At 53.7% G+C, this 16903-nt stretch carries 12 protein-coding genes; 3 read left to right on the forward strand and 9 right to left on the reverse strand.

Annotated features, from left to right (window positions below):
• Positions 1 to 88: 88 nt before the first annotated feature.
• Complete coding sequence (locus ACP5OT_RS02655; protein WP_424676308.1) at positions 89 to 1285, reverse strand: PLP-dependent aminotransferase family protein; 1197 nt, start codon at positions 1283 to 1285, stop codon at positions 89 to 91.
• A 54-nt stretch (positions 1286 to 1339) separates the two neighbouring features.
• Positions 1340 to 2296: a D-2-hydroxyacid dehydrogenase gene (locus tag ACP5OT_RS02660; RefSeq protein WP_424676307.1), complete on the reverse strand. Its 957-nt coding sequence runs from the start codon at positions 2294 to 2296 to the stop codon at positions 1340 to 1342.
• A 441-nt stretch (positions 2297 to 2737) separates the two neighbouring features.
• On the opposite strand from ACP5OT_RS02660, the gene efp reads away from it, so the two are divergent.
• Complete coding sequence (efp, locus tag ACP5OT_RS02665; RefSeq protein ID WP_012616332.1) at positions 2738 to 3307, forward strand: elongation factor P; 570 nt, start codon at positions 2738 to 2740, stop codon at positions 3305 to 3307.
• A 139-nt stretch (positions 3308 to 3446) separates the two neighbouring features.
• On the opposite strand, the gene groL is transcribed toward efp, so the two are convergent.
• From groL to ACP5OT_RS02680, 3 genes are read right to left on the reverse strand one after another with little or no spacing between them, the layout of a single operon-like run.
• Positions 3447 to 5084: a chaperonin GroEL gene (gene groL, locus ACP5OT_RS02670; RefSeq protein ID WP_424676306.1), complete on the reverse strand. Its 1638-nt coding sequence runs from the start codon at positions 5082 to 5084 to the stop codon at positions 3447 to 3449.
• A 5-nt stretch (positions 5085 to 5089) separates the two neighbouring features.
• Positions 5090 to 5383, reverse strand: a complete 294-nt coding sequence (gene groES / locus ACP5OT_RS02675) for a co-chaperone GroES (RefSeq protein ID WP_012616334.1) — start codon at positions 5381 to 5383, stop codon at positions 5090 to 5092.
• Between the two features lie 54 nt (positions 5384 to 5437).
• Positions 5438 to 5968: a DoxX family protein gene (locus ACP5OT_RS02680; RefSeq protein WP_424676305.1), complete on the reverse strand. Its 531-nt coding sequence runs from the start codon at positions 5966 to 5968 to the stop codon at positions 5438 to 5440.
• Between the two features lie 526 nt (positions 5969 to 6494).
• On the opposite strand from ACP5OT_RS02680, the gene ACP5OT_RS02685 reads away from it, so the two are divergent.
• A complete protein-coding gene (locus ACP5OT_RS02685; RefSeq protein WP_428131243.1) occupies positions 6495 to 9842 on the forward strand; it encodes a S8 family serine peptidase in 3348 nt (1115 codons plus the stop codon).
• Positions 9843 to 9908: 66 nt separating this feature from the next.
• On the opposite strand, the gene ACP5OT_RS02690 is transcribed toward ACP5OT_RS02685, so the two are convergent.
• A complete protein-coding gene (locus ACP5OT_RS02690) occupies positions 9909 to 10538 on the reverse strand; it encodes a hypothetical protein (RefSeq protein ID WP_424676303.1) in 630 nt (209 codons plus the stop codon).
• A 914-nt stretch (positions 10539 to 11452) separates the two neighbouring features.
• Between ACP5OT_RS02690 and ACP5OT_RS02695 the strand changes: the two genes are divergently transcribed.
• On the forward strand, positions 11453 to 12172 hold the full coding sequence (locus ACP5OT_RS02695) for a haloacid dehalogenase type II (RefSeq protein ID WP_424676302.1): 720 nt from the start codon (positions 11453 to 11455) through the stop codon (positions 12170 to 12172).
• A 585-nt stretch (positions 12173 to 12757) separates the two neighbouring features.
• Here ACP5OT_RS02695 and csx2 read toward each other — a convergent pair.
• The 3 genes from csx2 to ACP5OT_RS02710 form a co-directional block, all read right to left on the reverse strand.
• Positions 12758 to 13993, reverse strand: coding sequence for a TIGR02221 family CRISPR-associated protein (csx2, locus tag ACP5OT_RS02700; protein ID WP_428131245.1), 1236 nt, complete (start codon positions 13991 to 13993; stop codon positions 12758 to 12760).
• Positions 13994 to 14001: 8 nt separating this feature from the next.
• A complete protein-coding gene (locus ACP5OT_RS02705; RefSeq protein WP_428131247.1) occupies positions 14002 to 16083 on the reverse strand; it encodes a TIGR03986 family type III CRISPR-associated RAMP protein in 2082 nt (693 codons plus the stop codon).
• A gap of 531 nt (positions 16084 to 16614) precedes the next feature.
• The gene (locus tag ACP5OT_RS02710; protein ID WP_428113552.1) at positions 16615 to 16899 is read right to left on the reverse strand and encodes a hypothetical protein; all 285 of its coding nucleotides are present in this window, start codon (positions 16897 to 16899) and stop codon (positions 16615 to 16617) included.
• Positions 16900 to 16903: the final 4 nt, after the last annotated feature.

Raw genomic sequence — 16903 nt, forward strand, 5'->3', positions numbered from 1 at the left:
GCCCCTTCGCGTCTTTGCGTATCGCCCCTTCGCGTCTTTGTGTATCGCCCCTTCGCGTCTTTGTGTATCGCCCCTTCGCGTCTTTGAGTTACAGATCGCCGAATGCAGCACCGATTGCGGCGATCCCTTGCTCTATCCGTTCACTGCTTTGGAGGCTAAAGGCGAGACGGATGGCATTATCACCTTGACCGGGTTCGGCGAAGCAGGCAGAGCCGGGCAAAAATTCGGTACCACGGGCGTGAGCGGCGGTCAATAAGGCCTGAGCGCTAACCCCTGAAGGTAACGTAACCCAAATAAAAAAGCCCCCTTCAGGTCTGACAAAATGTGCCTCGGCGGGAAAATAACGCTGAATTGCTGAAACCATCACGTGACACTTTGCAGCATAGTGCCGGCGTAGCTCGGTAATATGCCGTTCGAGACGGCCATCGGCGCAGTAGCGGGCAACTACACGGGTAATAAATGGGCCGGTGGTGCCTTCGGCTTTGACCATGAGGAGCCGGTCGATGATTTCCCGACGGGCATGCACCCAGCCAATACGTAAGCCAGGCGCAAGTATCTTGGAGTAGGTACCAACCCGGATCACCCAACCGGCCTGGTCGAGTGCAGCCAGTGATGGTAGTGGCTCACCACTGAACCGAAGATCGATATAGGCATCATCTTCGATGACGGGTACGCCGTATTCGGCGGCTAACGTCACAAGCTGTCGTCGTCGGTCGAGGCTGAGCGTTACGCCGGTAGGATTGTGGAAGGTGGGAATCGTGTAGATAAACTTTGGTCGCCGACCCTCTGCGGCTAACCTGCATAAGACATCGGCTAGCACGGTAACGTTCATGCCGTGCTCATCGACCGGCACTGTTATCAGTCGGGCACCGCTCTGGACAAAGCGCTTGACCGCACCGAGAAAACTCGGACCCTCGATGATCACGATGTCACCCGGCTCAACAAAGATTTCAGGCAATAGAGCTAAAATCTGACCAGAACCGTAACCAACTAATACCTGTTCGGGTTGGGCATCGACTCCTTCAGCCTGTAAACGAGCCACGATCTGGTCGGTCAAACCGGGGTACGACATCGCGTAGTTGAGCGATTCGGCCGCTTCGTAAGCTAACACTTGGGTAGCGGCAGCCATCAGCTCAGCACGGGGGAAGAGGGCGGGGTCGGCTAATCCATAGGCAAGGCTGATTAGCGGTCGGACCGGCTCGCCAGCAGCCCCAAAGAGTGGCGGCACAATTTCACGCACCCGAGTCGCGAAGAGATCGGTCAGACGATCAACAGTTGAAGACATGAACATATACTCCTTCTGTCACAGACCATGTGTTGGCTGCACACGGATATGGTATCAATACCCGGCTTGCTTATCAACCACGTTGATCATTGGCTCGTTGTGGATGAAAGCGTGCAGGTTCGTGATAAAGAGATCAAGTGTACGGGAACGGATAAATGGAGAATTCCATGAGATATGTGGCGTCACAAAGACATTCGGCAATGTCCAAAATGGACTGTCGGGCGGCAATGGCTCTTGGGTAAAGACATCGAGGCCGGCTCCGGCGATCCGACGATTATGGAGGGCTTCGATCAATGCCGTTTCGTCAATGATTTCACCACGGGCGATATTGATCAGGTAGGCATCTGGCTTCATCAGCGCCAGTTCCTCTCGCCCAAACATGCCACGGGTGAACGGTGTTAGTGGGGTTGCGATGACGACAAAATCGGCCTCCGGGAGCAGTGTTCTCCATGCCCCTTCACCTACCACCCGTTCGACTCCGGGAGTCGGGCGTGGTGTGCGGCGCGAACCCCAGACTCGCATTCCAAAGGCGCTCGCGCGTGTGGCAATGGCCTGCCCGATCTGACCGAGACCGATAATGAGCATAGTTGATCCGGCCAGTTCGCGCAATTGGAGATCGTGTTCGCGCCACTGATGAGCGGCTTGTAATTGATGCAGACGGGTGGCTTGCTTTACATGGCTGAGGGCAAAGAGCATTACGAATTCGCTGATGGGGATGGCGTGGACACCGGCAGAATTGGTAACGATGATGTCACGCTCGATCACTTCGGGGATGAGTAAACCATCAACCCCGGCACGAGGGATATGTAGCCAACGTAGCTCTGGCATGCGGCGGATAAAGCCGGCTAACTGTTCGGGGGGAAAAAACCAGCGAAGCAGGACCTCTGCATCGTTAATTGGTGCGTCTGATTCACCATTCTGATCATACCAGACGATGGTCGCTTCTGGCGCGACGGTTTTCACACGGGGAAGGAGTTCATCACGCAATAAACTGGGTAATACGAGTTTCATGGAGACTCCTCAAGGAAATTGTAGGGCTTTAGGAGTATTGTACCGAACGTAAGCAATTGGTTGATCGGTCAAGAGAACGGTTTTCTTAACGCAAAGAACGCGGAGGGAGCAAAGGCGTAAAGATTGCTCACGCACAGGCCGCTTACGCAAAGGCGGTAACGCAAAGGCGCAGAGAGCGCAAAGGGCGCAAAGGCGGTAACGCAAAGGCGCAGAGAGCGCAAAGGGCGCAAAGGCGGTAACGCAAAGGCGCAGAGAGCGCAAAGGGCGCAAAGATTGCTCACGCAAAGAGCGCGGAGGGCGTAGAGAATGTGTTTATCACTGGGGTGACAACTTGCGTAGAATCGAGTTTCCGCCTATAGTGATAGCATTCGCCGGGAAGCGAGTCCTACCCGGCTTGTGTTGTATTGTCACAAAAAGCGTGATCACGAGGAGCATATTCACATGGCAGCGGGAACAACTTCAGATTTGCGTAACGGTATCGTCATTCGGTACAACAACGATCTGTATCAGGTCGTTGAGTTTCAGCACGTTGCGCCAGGCAACTGGCGCGCCTTCGTGCGGATGAAGCTGAAGAGTCTAACTACTGGTAAAGTCATTGAAGATCGAGTACGGGCCGGTGCAGAGATCGACATTGTGCGTATCGAGCGCCGTCCGATGCAGTATCTCTACCGCGAAGGCGACAGCTTCGTCTTTATGGACAACGATACCTTCGATCAAATTCCGGTTTCGGCGGAGTTGGTCGGTGATGCGGTGAAGTTTATGAAAGAGAATGAGACGGTTGACCTTGTATACGACGCCGAGAAGGATCAGATTATCGGTGTCGAGTTGCCGATCTTTGTCAATTTGAAGGTTGTTGAGACGACGGTGGCGGTACGCGGCGACACGGCGACGAACGTCACCAAACCGGCTACGTTAGAGACGGGGGCGGTGATTGAAGTACCGGCGTTTATCAATGAGGGTGACGTGTTGAAGATCGATACGCGCACCGGTGAATACATTACGCGGGTGTAACGATACCGCCATACGGTGTTCATTACGATCACGGTATAACCGTAGCGCCGCACAGCCGTGCGGCGCTACCCATTGATCGCGATCACCTTATAGTTGGGGTGCCGCACAGCCGTGCGGCTTTACAGGATTCGTCACCGGATTAGAAATCGTCGTCCGGCATTGGTGGCGTGTTGTTGTTCTTCTTGGGTTCAGGAGCCTCGACGATCAACGCCTCGGTCGTCAGCACCATACCGGCGACGCTAATTGCATTCTCTAGCGCGGTGCGCACCACTTTGGCCGGGTCGATAATGCCGGCTTGCATGAGATCGACATACGTACCGGTCATGACATCGTAACCGTAGTGGTTGTTGTTGTGCTTCCGTTGCTCGTTGCGCACGTTCTCGACCACCACCGAACCATCTTCGCCGGCATTGGTTGCGAGCTGGCGGAGTGGCTCTTCGAGGGCGCGGCGCAGGACGCTGAGCGCCATGCGCTCTTCGTCAAACTGAGTAGTGACGTTATCGAGTGCTGGGATGGCGTTGAGAAGTGCGACACCACCACCGGGAACGATACCCTCCTCAACCGCGGCTCGAGTCGCGTTGAGTGCGTCTTCTACGCGGGCTTTGCGCTCTTTCATCGCCGGTTCGGTCGGCGCACCGACCTTGATCACGGCCACACCACCCGACAACTTCGCGACACGCTCCTGCAACTTCTCGCGGTCGTAATCCGAAGTTGTAGTCTCGATCTGCTGCTTGAGCTGGGCAATGCGGGCTTGGATGGCTTGCTTGTCACCGTGACCCTCAACAATCACGGTGTTATCCTTATCGGCCTTGACGCGGCGGGCGCGGCCAAGGTCTTGCAGAGTAGCGCTTTCGAGCTTGCGGCCAATCTCCTCGGAGATAACGGTACCGCCGGTGAGGATCGCAATATCTTGCAGCATCGCCTTGCGCCGATCACCGAAGCCAGGGGCCTTCACGGCGAGGGCATTAAGGGTACCACGCAACTTGTTGACGACCAACGTCGCCAGAGCCTCACCATCAACATCCTCGGCGATGACGAGGAGATCCTTCTTGCCGCTGCTCAGCACCGCTTCAAGGATCGGCAACAAATCCTTGATCGAGCTGATCTTCTTGTCGGTAATCAGGATGTAGGGTTCATCGAGCACCGCCTCCATACGAGCCGAGTCGGTGATGAAGTAGGGCGAGATATAACCACGGTCAAACTGCATACCCTCGACCAACTCGTGCTCGAGATGGGTGCTCTTACCCTCCTCGACCGTCACGACGCCGTCGCGACCGATCTTATCCATCACGGTCGCCAGTAACTCACCAACCTCGGCATCTTGGGCCGAGATGGTGGCAACATTGCGGATCTCATCGCGGGTCTTGAGGGTAATCGCCTGCTCTTTGATGCGGGCTACCAAGGCTTGGCCGCCTTTATCAAGACCACGCTTGAGCAGCATCGGGTTCGCGCCGGCGGCTACCAGCTTCAAGCCCTCATTGATAATCGCTTGGGCAAGCACAGTCGCCGTCGTGGTACCGTCACCAGCAACATCGTTGGTCTTAACAGCGGCCTGCTTAAGCAGTTGCACGCCAAGGTTCGCGAACGGATCCTTCAGCTCAATCTCCTTCGCTACGCTCACACCGTCGTGGGTGACGGTTGGCGCACCCCATTTTTTATCGAGGGCAACATTGCGGCCACGGGGGCCGAGCGTCGTTTTGACTGCTAGCGCGAGTGTATCGATACCGTGTTTGAGTGCAGTACGAGCTTGCTGATCGAAGATCAGTTGCTTCGCCATATTGCCTACTCCTCGATGATACCCAGAATATCCTTCTCTTGCAGGATCAGATACTCCTCATCGTCGATTTTAAACTCGGTACCGGCGTATTTAGCGTACAACACATGTTGACCAACCTTCACTGTCATTGGAATAATCTTACCGTCATCGGCACGCCGGCCCGGACCAACCGCAATAACCTCGCCCTCCATCGGGCGCTCTTTGCTCGCGGTATCCGGCAGGAAGATACCGCCCTTGGTCTTCTCCTCTTTGGGTTTTGGTTTCACGACAACGCGATCGTGAAGTGGTCTTACTTGCACGGGATACCTCCTCTCGACTATGTGGGCGTCGGGTTGGATGACGCCCACACCTGCTTAGCTGGTAGCTTGACCGGCGCTATGCGGCGTTGCCATCGCACGATGCTGGCGTCCGAACAGCGCGAACGCGAGACCAAGCAGCACGATGATCAGACCGACCCAGAAGGTCTGCGGTTGCGGCAAAGCGATACCCAACACCCGATCGAGGGTATATGCGCCGGGTTGCCACAACCCCATCACCAACGCTAGCACGGTCAGCACGAGAGAATACTCGCTCCCACCGTTGCTAATCCACAGACCGTGCGACCAGTGGACGAGGGCAATCGCCGCGATCATGACCGCGATGATGGCGAGAGGTCCAATCGGATGGAAGAGGCCAAGTGCAAAGAGCAAACCGCCGCCAAACTCAGCCAGACCGGCCATCAGCGCCCAAAAGCGCGGCGCACGTAGCCCCATGCTTGCCAGCCAATCGGCAGTGGCGCGTAAGCCTTGACCACCAAACCAGCCGAACAACTTCTGCGCACCGTGCCCCATCATCAGCAAACCGATGACCACTTGCAGGATGAGCAGGCCAAGATCCATCGTCATGGCGAATCACCTCCTTCTGATCATCAGCGTGCATCGGCACGTAGCGATACAACGGTGATGACAAGTAAGGCGTACACCTGAGTAAATAAAGAAGCGATGTTAGATCGCTATCAGCGGAGTGTTAGTAATCCGTTAGAAGTGAACGGTGTCTATCAGGGAATAATTGTGCACGAAAGTGAGCAACACCTCTTGACAAGTGGGTTGCCGTCGCTTCAATACCGGTGACCATCGCGTCACACCGAGGCTGTACTTTGATAGTGGCAAAAATCTCATCATGATCTATAAAAAGATTCATCAACTAGCTGCCGCAATCCACTTCCTAGCACTTGAACGGTAGAAAAGTTTCTACTACAATAAACTTTGTCTGAATCGTCACATTACATTTAGCTTTCTGTAACGTGCGTTGTTCTAATGAACATGCATGCTTAGTATGCTGTAATCACAGTGAAAGGAGGTGCATTTTCACCATCAAACGTCATACAAAGGGGTATGCCGTCGTTTCCTGTATTCATCTGAAGGGGGAATCATGAGTCGTCCATTTCCACGCTCGTACTTCGTGGCTTTGACGTTGCTGCTGTCGCTGATTTTGGTCGGAATAACGCCGCTGCGCCCTGTTGGAGCGCAGCCACGCCCTGAACGCCCCACGACCGGGACGCCGTTAACTATCGAGCCAGCAACCATCACAAGCCGAGAGGATGCAGCTTACAACAAACAACTTGCTCTCTCGCGCGACGGCACCCTTGCTAGCGTCTTCTTGAAGGTCGACTCACCATCATTACTGTCGTTTATGGCGCAGAATGGTATTACCAACATCAACTCCCCCGCTGCCCAGCAGTACCTGCGCCAACTGAACGCCGAACTCGATGCACTTATCGCCCAAGCGCAACAGCGTATACCCGGCCTCGTCATCACCCACCGCTTCGATCTGATCATTGGCGGCGTTTCAGTTGCAGCGCCGGTTTCCCAACTCGACCAACTGCGCCGACTGCCGAACGTAGTGGATGTGATCAATGACCGGATCGAGAAAATCGAAACCTACCGCACTCCAACTTTTATCGGCGCTACCACGGCATGGAACCGCGGCGGTGGTTCGGCGTTTGCTGGCGAAGGGGTCATTTTCGGTGTGCTCGATAGCGGCGTCTGGCCCGAACACCCCTCGTTCTCAGATCCCGATCCGCTCGGCAAGCCATATGCACCACCCCCACCGGCGCCGGGTAATCCCGGTGGCGTGCGCGCATGTGATTTTGGCAGTGCGATACCCGGCGACGCGCCATTTACTTGCAACAACAAACTGATCGGCTCGTACCGCTTCATGACTGCCTATGACTTTTTTGTCGGCACCCAGCCATATGAATTTCTATCCGGTCGTGACGATGACGGTCACGGAACTCACACAGCCTCGACTGCAGCCGGCAATCGTGGCGTACCGGCCAGTGATGGGAGTCGGGTATTTGGAACGATTTCAGGTATTGCCCCACGCGCCTATGTTGTCAACTACAAAGTCTGCGGTGAACAAGGCTGCTTCACAACCGATTCGGCGGCAGCAGTGCAGCAGGCGATCCGCGATGGCGTTCAAGTGATCAACTTCTCGATTAGCGGTGGAACAAACCCCTACAGCGATATCGCCTCGCTCGCCTTCCTTGACGCCTACAATGCCGGGATTTTGGTGTCGGCCTCGGCTGGCAACTCCGGTCCTGGAGCCGACACGGTCAACCATCGCGAACCGTGGGTAGCCACTGTTGGCGCCAGTACCTCAGATCGTTCATATCTCAGCACGCTAACCGTCACAGGCAGCAGTGGAACATTTACCGCTGTCGGTGCATCGAGTGGTGCCGGGATTGCCACCCCTGCTTCGGTTGTGGTTAATACAGGTGACCCGCTCTGTTTAAACCCGGCAGCACCGGGATCGTTCACCGGGCAGATCGTTGTCTGTCAGCGTGGTGTGATTGCGCGCGTCGCTAAGAGTGCCAACGTCGCTGAAGGCGGCGCCGTGGGTATGATCTTGTACAACTCGTCGCCGAGTAGTCTCGATGCCGATTTCCATATCATTCCCACAGTTCACATTCAGAACACCGATGGCGCAGCGCTGCTGGCGTTCCTAACTGCCAACCCCGGTGCGACGGCCACCTTCACAGCCGGCGCCCCCGGCCCGATACAGGGTGATGTGATGGCCGGCTTCAGCTCACGCGGTGGACCCGGCCAAACGCTCGGCATTAGCAAGCCCGACGTTACTGCGCCTGGCGTCAATATTCTGGCCGGCTACACAGCGATTGAATACGGAACGCCGGTACCACAATTCGCTTTCCTGAGCGGTACCTCAATGTCGAGTCCGCACAACGCTGGCGCCGCCATCTTACTGAAATGGCTCAACCCAACATGGACGCCGGGTCAGATCAAGTCGGCTTTGATGACCAGCGCGAAAGCAGCCGGCGTCTTTAAAGAGGACGGCGTGACCCGTTTCACGCCATTCGATGCCGGTTCGGGACGAATCAATCTCAACAAGGCATGGGATCCGGGACTCACATTCGATGAGAGCGGCGCCAACTACGTAACGTTGCAAAACGAACTGTGGAAGGCAAACTATCCAAGCTTATACGTTCCGAACATACCAGGACTGATCACCGTAAGCCGAACGGTGCGTGAGGTGTCGGGCTACGACAGCTTCTACAAGAGTACGATCTCGTACCAGGCCGGCCAACCACGTGACTTTAAGATAACGGTTCCGAAGGAATTCTTCATTCCAGCCAACGGCACCTATACCTTCAACATCACCGTTGACGCACGTGACGTACCGATTGGACAGGTACGCCACGCCGTGGTTGTCTTCACCGAGCGTAACGGTTGTCAGGTCCGCTTCCCGATCACCATCGTGCGCCGTGAGCCTGCGATCCAGATGGAGAAGGAGTGCAACCCGGCCACGCTCGCGCTGCGCGGCACCACCGATTGCACCATTACTATCTCCAACAACACCTTCAACAACGTGACGGTCACGATGAACGACACCATGCCAAGACAATTGAAACTGGTGAGCGGTAGCGTGACCGGTGGTGCAGTTGAGATGGGCAACGGTCTTACCTACAACGGAACCTTGCTCGGGGCAGCGCCTCCGAATGTGAGTGCGGGTCGTTTAGGCTTCAACGGCTACCTCTCACTAGCCGGTCTTGGTGCATCACCCAATATCAGTCTCGGTGACGAGACTCTCGTCAACCTAACCCTCTCACGTTCATTCCTGTTCGGTGGGCAAAGCTACAATACGATCGCGATGGTCAGTAATGGCTACGCAGTGGTCGGTGGTGGTACTGCGGCAGACATTTCATTCATCAACCGCACCTTTCCCAATGCAGAACGCCCGAACAACACGCTTGGCGCGTTCTGGACCGACCTTGACGGCAGTGCAGGTGGTAACTATTATGCCTACCTTGTCGGTTTTGGTCCGTGCAGCAACCCGGCGAATGCCTGCTGGCTGATTCTGGAGTGGGAGAACGCGCCGAACTGGGGTGACAGCCAAATCAACACCTTCCAGATCTGGATCGGCCTGAACGGGGTCGAGGACATTACCTACTCGTATGGTCCGGTTCTTTCGAACGGTGATGGCGGATTTGTCACCGTCGGTGCTGAGAATGCGTTTGGCAACAGAGGTGCAAACATCTACAGCAACGACGGTTTTGGACCGGTCATCGGTACTATCCCGACCGCCGGTTCAGACGATGTGTACATTGCAACTACACCCGGCACACCGGGACAAACGGTGACGATCACATTCCGTGCCCAAGGTGTTCGGCTTGGTCGCTGGACAAACTACGCTGAACTGACCAGCCCATCTTTCTTCGGCACCTACATCAAATCATTCAGTGGTGAGGTTGTCAGGCCGTAATGCGAGTTTGCAGCGTACGTACCCCCTTCTCCACGCAATGTGGAGAGGGGGTAGGTATGTAGAACGTTACGGTGCGTTACTTGGCGACTGGCGAGGTGGTTTTGACTGCGAACCGGCTTGCGAATCACACAAGAAAAGGGGCTGGCGACCATCACCGTGGTAGGGATACATCTGGCCATTGGCCCGGAGTTGCACAAGCAGACCATCGATCAAGACCTGAGTGTAGGCCATACCCGGACGTGGACAGCCGAGTGAACCATCGGGCCACGTTACCGCCTCGACCGAAACAACCTCAATCGTGGCAGCATCAATCCCAAGGCGCTGAGCCAGGTCTTGTTTGGCAGCAGCGATCTGCTGTTCGATGGTGGGGCTGTAGGGGGGCTGCAACGGTTGGGCATTAAATGGGGGTGCAGGTTGAATGGGCATCGGCGACTCCTTGAGCGGTGGTATTGATGTTTCCTTGATCGTTGGGATACTCGATGACGAAGTAGTTGGTGAGACAGCAGGCGTAGGCGACGGCGACACAGTCAGGACTGCTGTCGGTAAGGCAGTATCAGGAATGCGGGTAGCAGCGGGAGGTTGAGTGGAAACAGATTGATCGAGAGCCACTGTGGGCCGAACAGGCGAGCTACCCACCGGAGCACCGCAAGCGGTGAGGATAATGATAACAACTGTTCCTGTAAACCAACGCAACATAGGTCTTCCTTTGTGCGATAGAGGATTATTTATTCAGAAGACGAAAAGCGCAGTGAATTCGTTCCATAGGGAGCGTTCAAGATTATACCGTGATAGATCATCAAACGCACCAATAGTTGATAGATTAGAACCTCTTTCAACATATGGTTGACTAACTACGGGAGGACAAATAGGTACCAATGCAGCTCCCGTTTCTCACAAACCCAAACACCGATAGTTGTCCGTTCGAATGAAACATCACTTCTGCACCTTCCAAGAGCAGTCATAGCTCGCTCCCACCCGTATCGCGGTTGTCAAGTGAGAGTTGCTTAGCCGAACGGCGTGCATCGGTGAGAGACGTAAACTCATATCGGTACGTCCACCACACCTCCTGGTGATCGGAGGGCTTGTCCGCTGCCATCACCCCACAACGGATGTGAGATTAACCGCGCAAGTGAGACACACGGATTGTCGCAAGCGTCGCCTGTGCGGCATCACGTCGAGCACTTGTGATGCCCGACTGTCATCCCTATCGATAAGCATTGCCTTCCACCACTATCATCATCCGCCTGCCCGTGCCAACCTGATGTATCCGACACCATTGCCCCACTGTTGATCGGAGCCAACGCTGCTATCAAGGAAGGCGTGCGGGCAATCACGGTTCGCTTGGGCAGCCGGTCGGCTCAGCAAAGCGCACCAGATGGGATCGCACATCTCATCTATCGCACCGGCTTACCGTTCAAGGTGGGGCATTCATTCCGCACGTGACACCCACAATCGAGGTCCTACCAGGGGATCAAGGGTGCAATGACGCCCAATTGGGTATCGATTAAGTCACCCTGGTGCATACCGGGCCGTTTACTGCATGTTGACCTTTATTGAAAGAGATTCTAAACTGCTCGAGATAGCAACCAGTAACGGAAAGGAGGAAAGTTATGGCACGTATATGTGTCTTTGACGTTAACGAGACCTTGCTCGATCTACGAGCGCTTGATCCCGCCTTCGATGAAATTTTCGGCGATCCGACAGTCCGCAAAGAATGGTTTGGACAAATGCTGCAATTGGCGATGGTCGCTACCATTACCGGGATTTACGAACCGTTCATCACGTTAGGGGATGCCGCACTAACAATGATAGCAAATCGACGCAGTCTCACACTCCGTGACGTTGATCGGCGACGCATCCTCGACGGAATGCGACGTCTACCACCTCATTCGGATGTTGTACCAGCCCTCGAACGGTTACGGGCAGCAGGGTTACGGATCGTTACGTTGACCAATTCAAACTACGACCTTGCCGAAGCCCAGCTAGTTTCCGCCGGGTTGAAGCCTTATATTGAACAATGTCTCTCGGTCGAAGAAGTACGACGTTTAAAGCCGGCACCAGAGGTGTATCAGATGGCAGCGAACCGGCTCGGCGTACCAATCAACCACATTCGGCTCATTGCTGCCCACGCATGGGATATCGTTGGTGCGTTACGTGTTGGTTGTGCGGCTGCTTTCGTTGCGCGACCGGGGATGGTGCTTGATCCGCTTGCACCGCCGCCCGATGTAATCGGGAGTGACTTGATTACCGTGGCTGAGCAGATCGTGGCGGTAGAACTCGGACAAGATCGTAGTACCGTTTCGGAAAATCAGGGCCGTGATTCTGGCTGACAGCCGATAACCGCAAAACCGGGAGTTTAGCGTATTCGACCATGTTGATAGTTAATTAAGATTACCTTTAGCAAGATTCACCGCATTGACCAAACGCTTACACGTTTCTGGTATCAGATGGATTCCGCTTGTAAACCGTCCGTACCGCATGGGCAAACTGATGGCCTGCATCGAAAACCAGACGGCCATCTTTATTGAGGGTTGTGTCGAAAGCGAATGTGCATTGCAAAATGGCGGACAGCAAATCAACTGTAGCGAAAAACCGAATTAGAACATGTTTCAATCTGCACTGATAAATACGAAGAAAAATGAAGATTCCAGGTTACACTCTTACCAACTACTTGCATGCATCAAAGCTTTTGTGTTAATGTTGTTGAACATACATACTGCATCACCGAGAAATGCACTGCCAGAAAGCAAGCGACCGTCTATTGCTCAGAAGCAATAGAGGTATAAGCAATGTCGCCTGCACCGAAAACTACTTTGCAGCACGGATCTCATCGCAGTCGTTTCACCGCACCATCCTCGGACAACCACAACGCAACGAGTATTGCTGTTCACTATCCCGCTCTAAACCGTTTATAGTCAGTTGGGAAGAGGCAACTTCTGTAACTGATCAAACACGTTCTTCACGTGTTTCTCGACCTTTTCAGCAGACAGTTGGTGTTTACGCTTGCCGGCATGCATAAGATCGTTGCGCAAATCGCCAAGTTGGTTGTAAAGATCAATCACTTCTTTCAGTGAGGGAATGGCATTGAGATTAACATGTATCTCTTCTTTCTCTTCTTTGCCAGTACCTCCACTCTGTGCTTGGACAGCCGCACCAAGCGCCTGTTCGACCAGTTGACGCTCTTTCTTTTCCAATAACTCACCATCCTTACCAAGTTGTACCATCACCCATGACACCAACCACTCACGCATCAATGCCACCGCTTGAAAGATTTGATCGCGTTCTAGATACCAGCTAATCAATTCCCACTCGGCCTTAAGCTCATTGTCGCCAAGCGCAATCTTTTGAAAGCTATTGATAACTTGCTTAGCGAGAGGTTCGAAGGGCATCGCTAGAGAACCAACCGATGAAATAGCATTCGGTAACTGTTGGTAGATTTGCTTGCTCACCTCCATAACCTCAGCCGGTCGCACGACGCGCAGTGCCTTTGAGACTTTCGTCAGATTATTCGCTGTTGCTTTAATTGGTAACTTGTTCCAAGCAGCCATTTCATCATTACTAGCAGTTTTTGGATCGGGCTTGACCCGGTTATGCTGCGTATGCAGCAACGTAGCCAAATCACGCGCATCGCCGAAACGCACAAACAGGTCGGCCCCGACCATCCAGTCGAGTAATTCGACGAAATTGGTCAGATCAAGCACAGGCGTGCGATGAGGAGTGACACTCTGATCACGCATTTCAAAATTACCGAAGAATACATGTTTTAGTTGAATGGCCTTGACTTTGCGCAAATAGGCAGCGGCGAGGAAGGATAAGAATGGCAGCGAACGAAAGCCGTGAGTAATATCGAACACAACCGCTTCGTTCGGTTCAATGACTTCAACCACATTCTGAAAGATCCGCCACAGTTCATCATCATCGCGCCCATCAGGGATGGAAACTGCTCGAATGCTCGCAACTTGCGCACTGGCAAAATATTGACGATAGAATTGAGCCGTCAGTTCAGTAGTAAAAACGACGAGATCTAGATCTGGAAGGTGCTGAGCCAATGCTAGCCCGAAAAAGGGCGCAACATGCTCGCGACCATCTGGAAAGACATAGCATGTTTCTTGCGGTCTAACGCCGAGGAAGGTAATAGCTTTAGTTTTCATACGACATATCACTCCGCGAGTTTCTGTAACAATTGCAAGCCTTTCTCATTGCCCGGCAATTCGAGGTTGCGACCGGCGTTGGCAGACTTGTTTGATTTTACCTTATTGGCAACAAACCACTCAAAGTTCTTGCCCTCTGGGTCTGGATGAACATTGGTGCGCGGGTAATGGATGGGAAGCGGTGGAACCGGATCGCGCAGCAACGTCATGAGATCGATAATATTCGGCAATTCGTACACAGGTTTACCATAGCAGCGCTTCATCGCTTCTGCAAAAGCAGCTATCCATTTACTGCGTTCCGTGGGTAAAGCACGGTGCCACCCTGATGTCTGCAACGAACGATAGCGTGCGATCGGATCAAGCAGTTCAACCTGCTCGACCTCCAGCTTCACGCTGCCAAATCCCAGGGGTTTAGCATAACCGAGCCGGAAAAAGCATTTTTCTTCGCCTAAGCTTAGCGTCCACAGCAAAGCACCTAACTCCACCGGCGCCAAGTTATGAAAATCGATTGTGAACTGAAATACGTTACCCGGCACACGTACTCCGCGCACCGTGCGATTCTGATGATCGCGACGCTGCCCGGCACGCTCATATTCGAGTCGATTCAGGCTATTTCCGTGGTGACGGTAGAACTTCCGTCCACTCAACTGATTAGGACCATCGTAGCCGATGGTCGTTACCACACCCGGTTGCGTGCGTTCTGCTTCGCTCAATTCGCCGTCTTTCTTGCGCAAGTAGAAAAGTGTGGTGGTTGGTTTGGGCGAAGCCAAGACGGCCAACGGCATTGGTTCGGCGTACACGCCTTTGTCTTCAGTCAATACTGCGTGGCTGAAGCGCACCCGTCCGGCATAGGCGATGCGTGCCTTCCGATCCTCGGCTGGCGTGGCGCGTACCCATCCGAATACACGCGAAGCAATATCGAGCCGCTCGTACTCTTCACTCGGCTTCAGGTGCTCAGGGAGCAGATCACCAATTGCGTGACGATAGCGCAACCGTGCCACTTTTGCCAAAGCAATATTGCGCACCGTCTTTTGATCCGGTTCTAGTTCAACGTACACCAAATTGCCCGGCATCAACCGCTCACTCTGCACCTGGCGGTGAAAATCGTCACGTCGTTCGTGGAGTTGGGCATGCAACACCGCGTTAAAGTCGGCTTCGCGCTCGGTATCGAAAGAGACGTGCTTGGCTTTGGCCGAATCACCTTCTTTGAAATAAAAGAAACGCTCATTGCGCTTTGTCTCAATAGTGCGGCCGGTTATTTTCACCCACCCCTTAACCAAGGGTTTGTTGTGCTTTAGTAAGCGTTTCTTATCTTGCTCACGCGCAAGTGCTTCCACCTTCTTTACACCATTCTTGGTAGTTCTCAGAACGGCATACGCCGCTTCACCACAACGCCAATCGCCGTGCAAGACGTTCAGGTAATCGTCTTCGTGATACGCACCGATCTTCGCTTCTTCACAGAGGGCAATGACGCCCGGTTGATCACCGTCAGGCAAACGCAGCACGATGCCTGGTTTAAATCGTTTGGCCTCAATCGGGTCGATGCGATACTCGAGCCGTTCCTCGCCATTGAAGACACTGAACGGTGAATTGGTCACCGTTTCAAACAAGGCACGGATCATGCCGCGCAGACTCGTAGCAGGTATGGCGTCTTGACCATCATACTGGAAAAAGCGATAACGCTTGTGCTGTACTTCTCTGCCATCAGACAGTAGAACATTCGTCACCTGCACATCGTGACTATCAGATATAAACAGCGGCGTTACAACCTCCAGCGAACAGGTAATGCGTCCAGTCAAACCCACATAGCGGTCGTGGGGCGGCGGCGGGCAACGGCCCAGCAACTGCGCATCGGGATCGGTTTCCGGTATATCGGGTGGTGGCAAATAGCGGACGAAATTGTATGGGTTGAGGAAGCGGTAGGCTTCCCGCGCCTTGGTTGACTCTTTGGCACGTGGCCACGGTACCGTCGGTGGCGATGGTGGAACCACTTGCGCCGATACCTGATAACGATCCCGCTTTTCGGGGCGATTGGCCTTGCCTCCGCCTTGATGCACCTGTCCACGCTTTTTGTTTTTGTGCTTTGCCATCACGACCTCATCACTAGATATGTGCTGCACCGAACCTTGCCTTTAGAATCGTCAACCATCAGGTGAGGTGACACACATCGAGAATATCTCCTTCGCGGTGCTCAAATCCCTTTCATCCGGCCTTCTTATACCGGGATGCATGGCAGCATTTCGCCTTCTCTGTAATTCTCCCAACAAATTGATCAGCTCAGATGGACAGTTCAAAACCGGGATACGGAGCACTTCTAACAAGACGCCCCAATTTCTTCTTTGGGCCTGTTGATGAGTGACTTTAGAATAGTAGGTTCGCAATACCTCTTCAGTAGCGCGGAGCATAAACATCATTGATGCCACAGAAAAATCCTACTGAAGAACACCTCGCTGCTTCGTAGAAGTCGTCTTTACTAACGTCGATTAACTCTAATATCTCCGGATCGACACTAAAAATATATTGGATCACGGAGCAGATCGATAATTTGATCCGTGCGATCCCGCAAAGTTACGAACACCCTCCGCCTGCTCCCCTCTTCAGACAAAACGTTAAGCACATTTCTAGCGATCTTGTCGTATCTTTCTGGCATTCCTACCTAAAACATCGGCATGGTAATCCTCCTCTATGCACTTCAATACCTCGTCTAAATCGGCACTCAAAACACGCTCAGCCTCAGATAATTCGAGTTCCTCCAGGTCTTGACGGGGCATTCTTAGTCGGTCGGTAATGCCAAGTGGATTGGTACGAGAGGGGTAGAGCGGTGTTCGGGCAGTGACATTGCCCAGAAACTCCAAGTTCGAGCCAATATACAAGACTTCCCATAGCGAAAGCTCATTGGTTGGCATGAAA

Origin of the sequence: Chloroflexus sp. (assembly GCF_049970315.1) — a bacterium.
Classification (GTDB): domain Bacteria; phylum Chloroflexota; class Chloroflexia; order Chloroflexales; family Chloroflexaceae; genus Chloroflexus.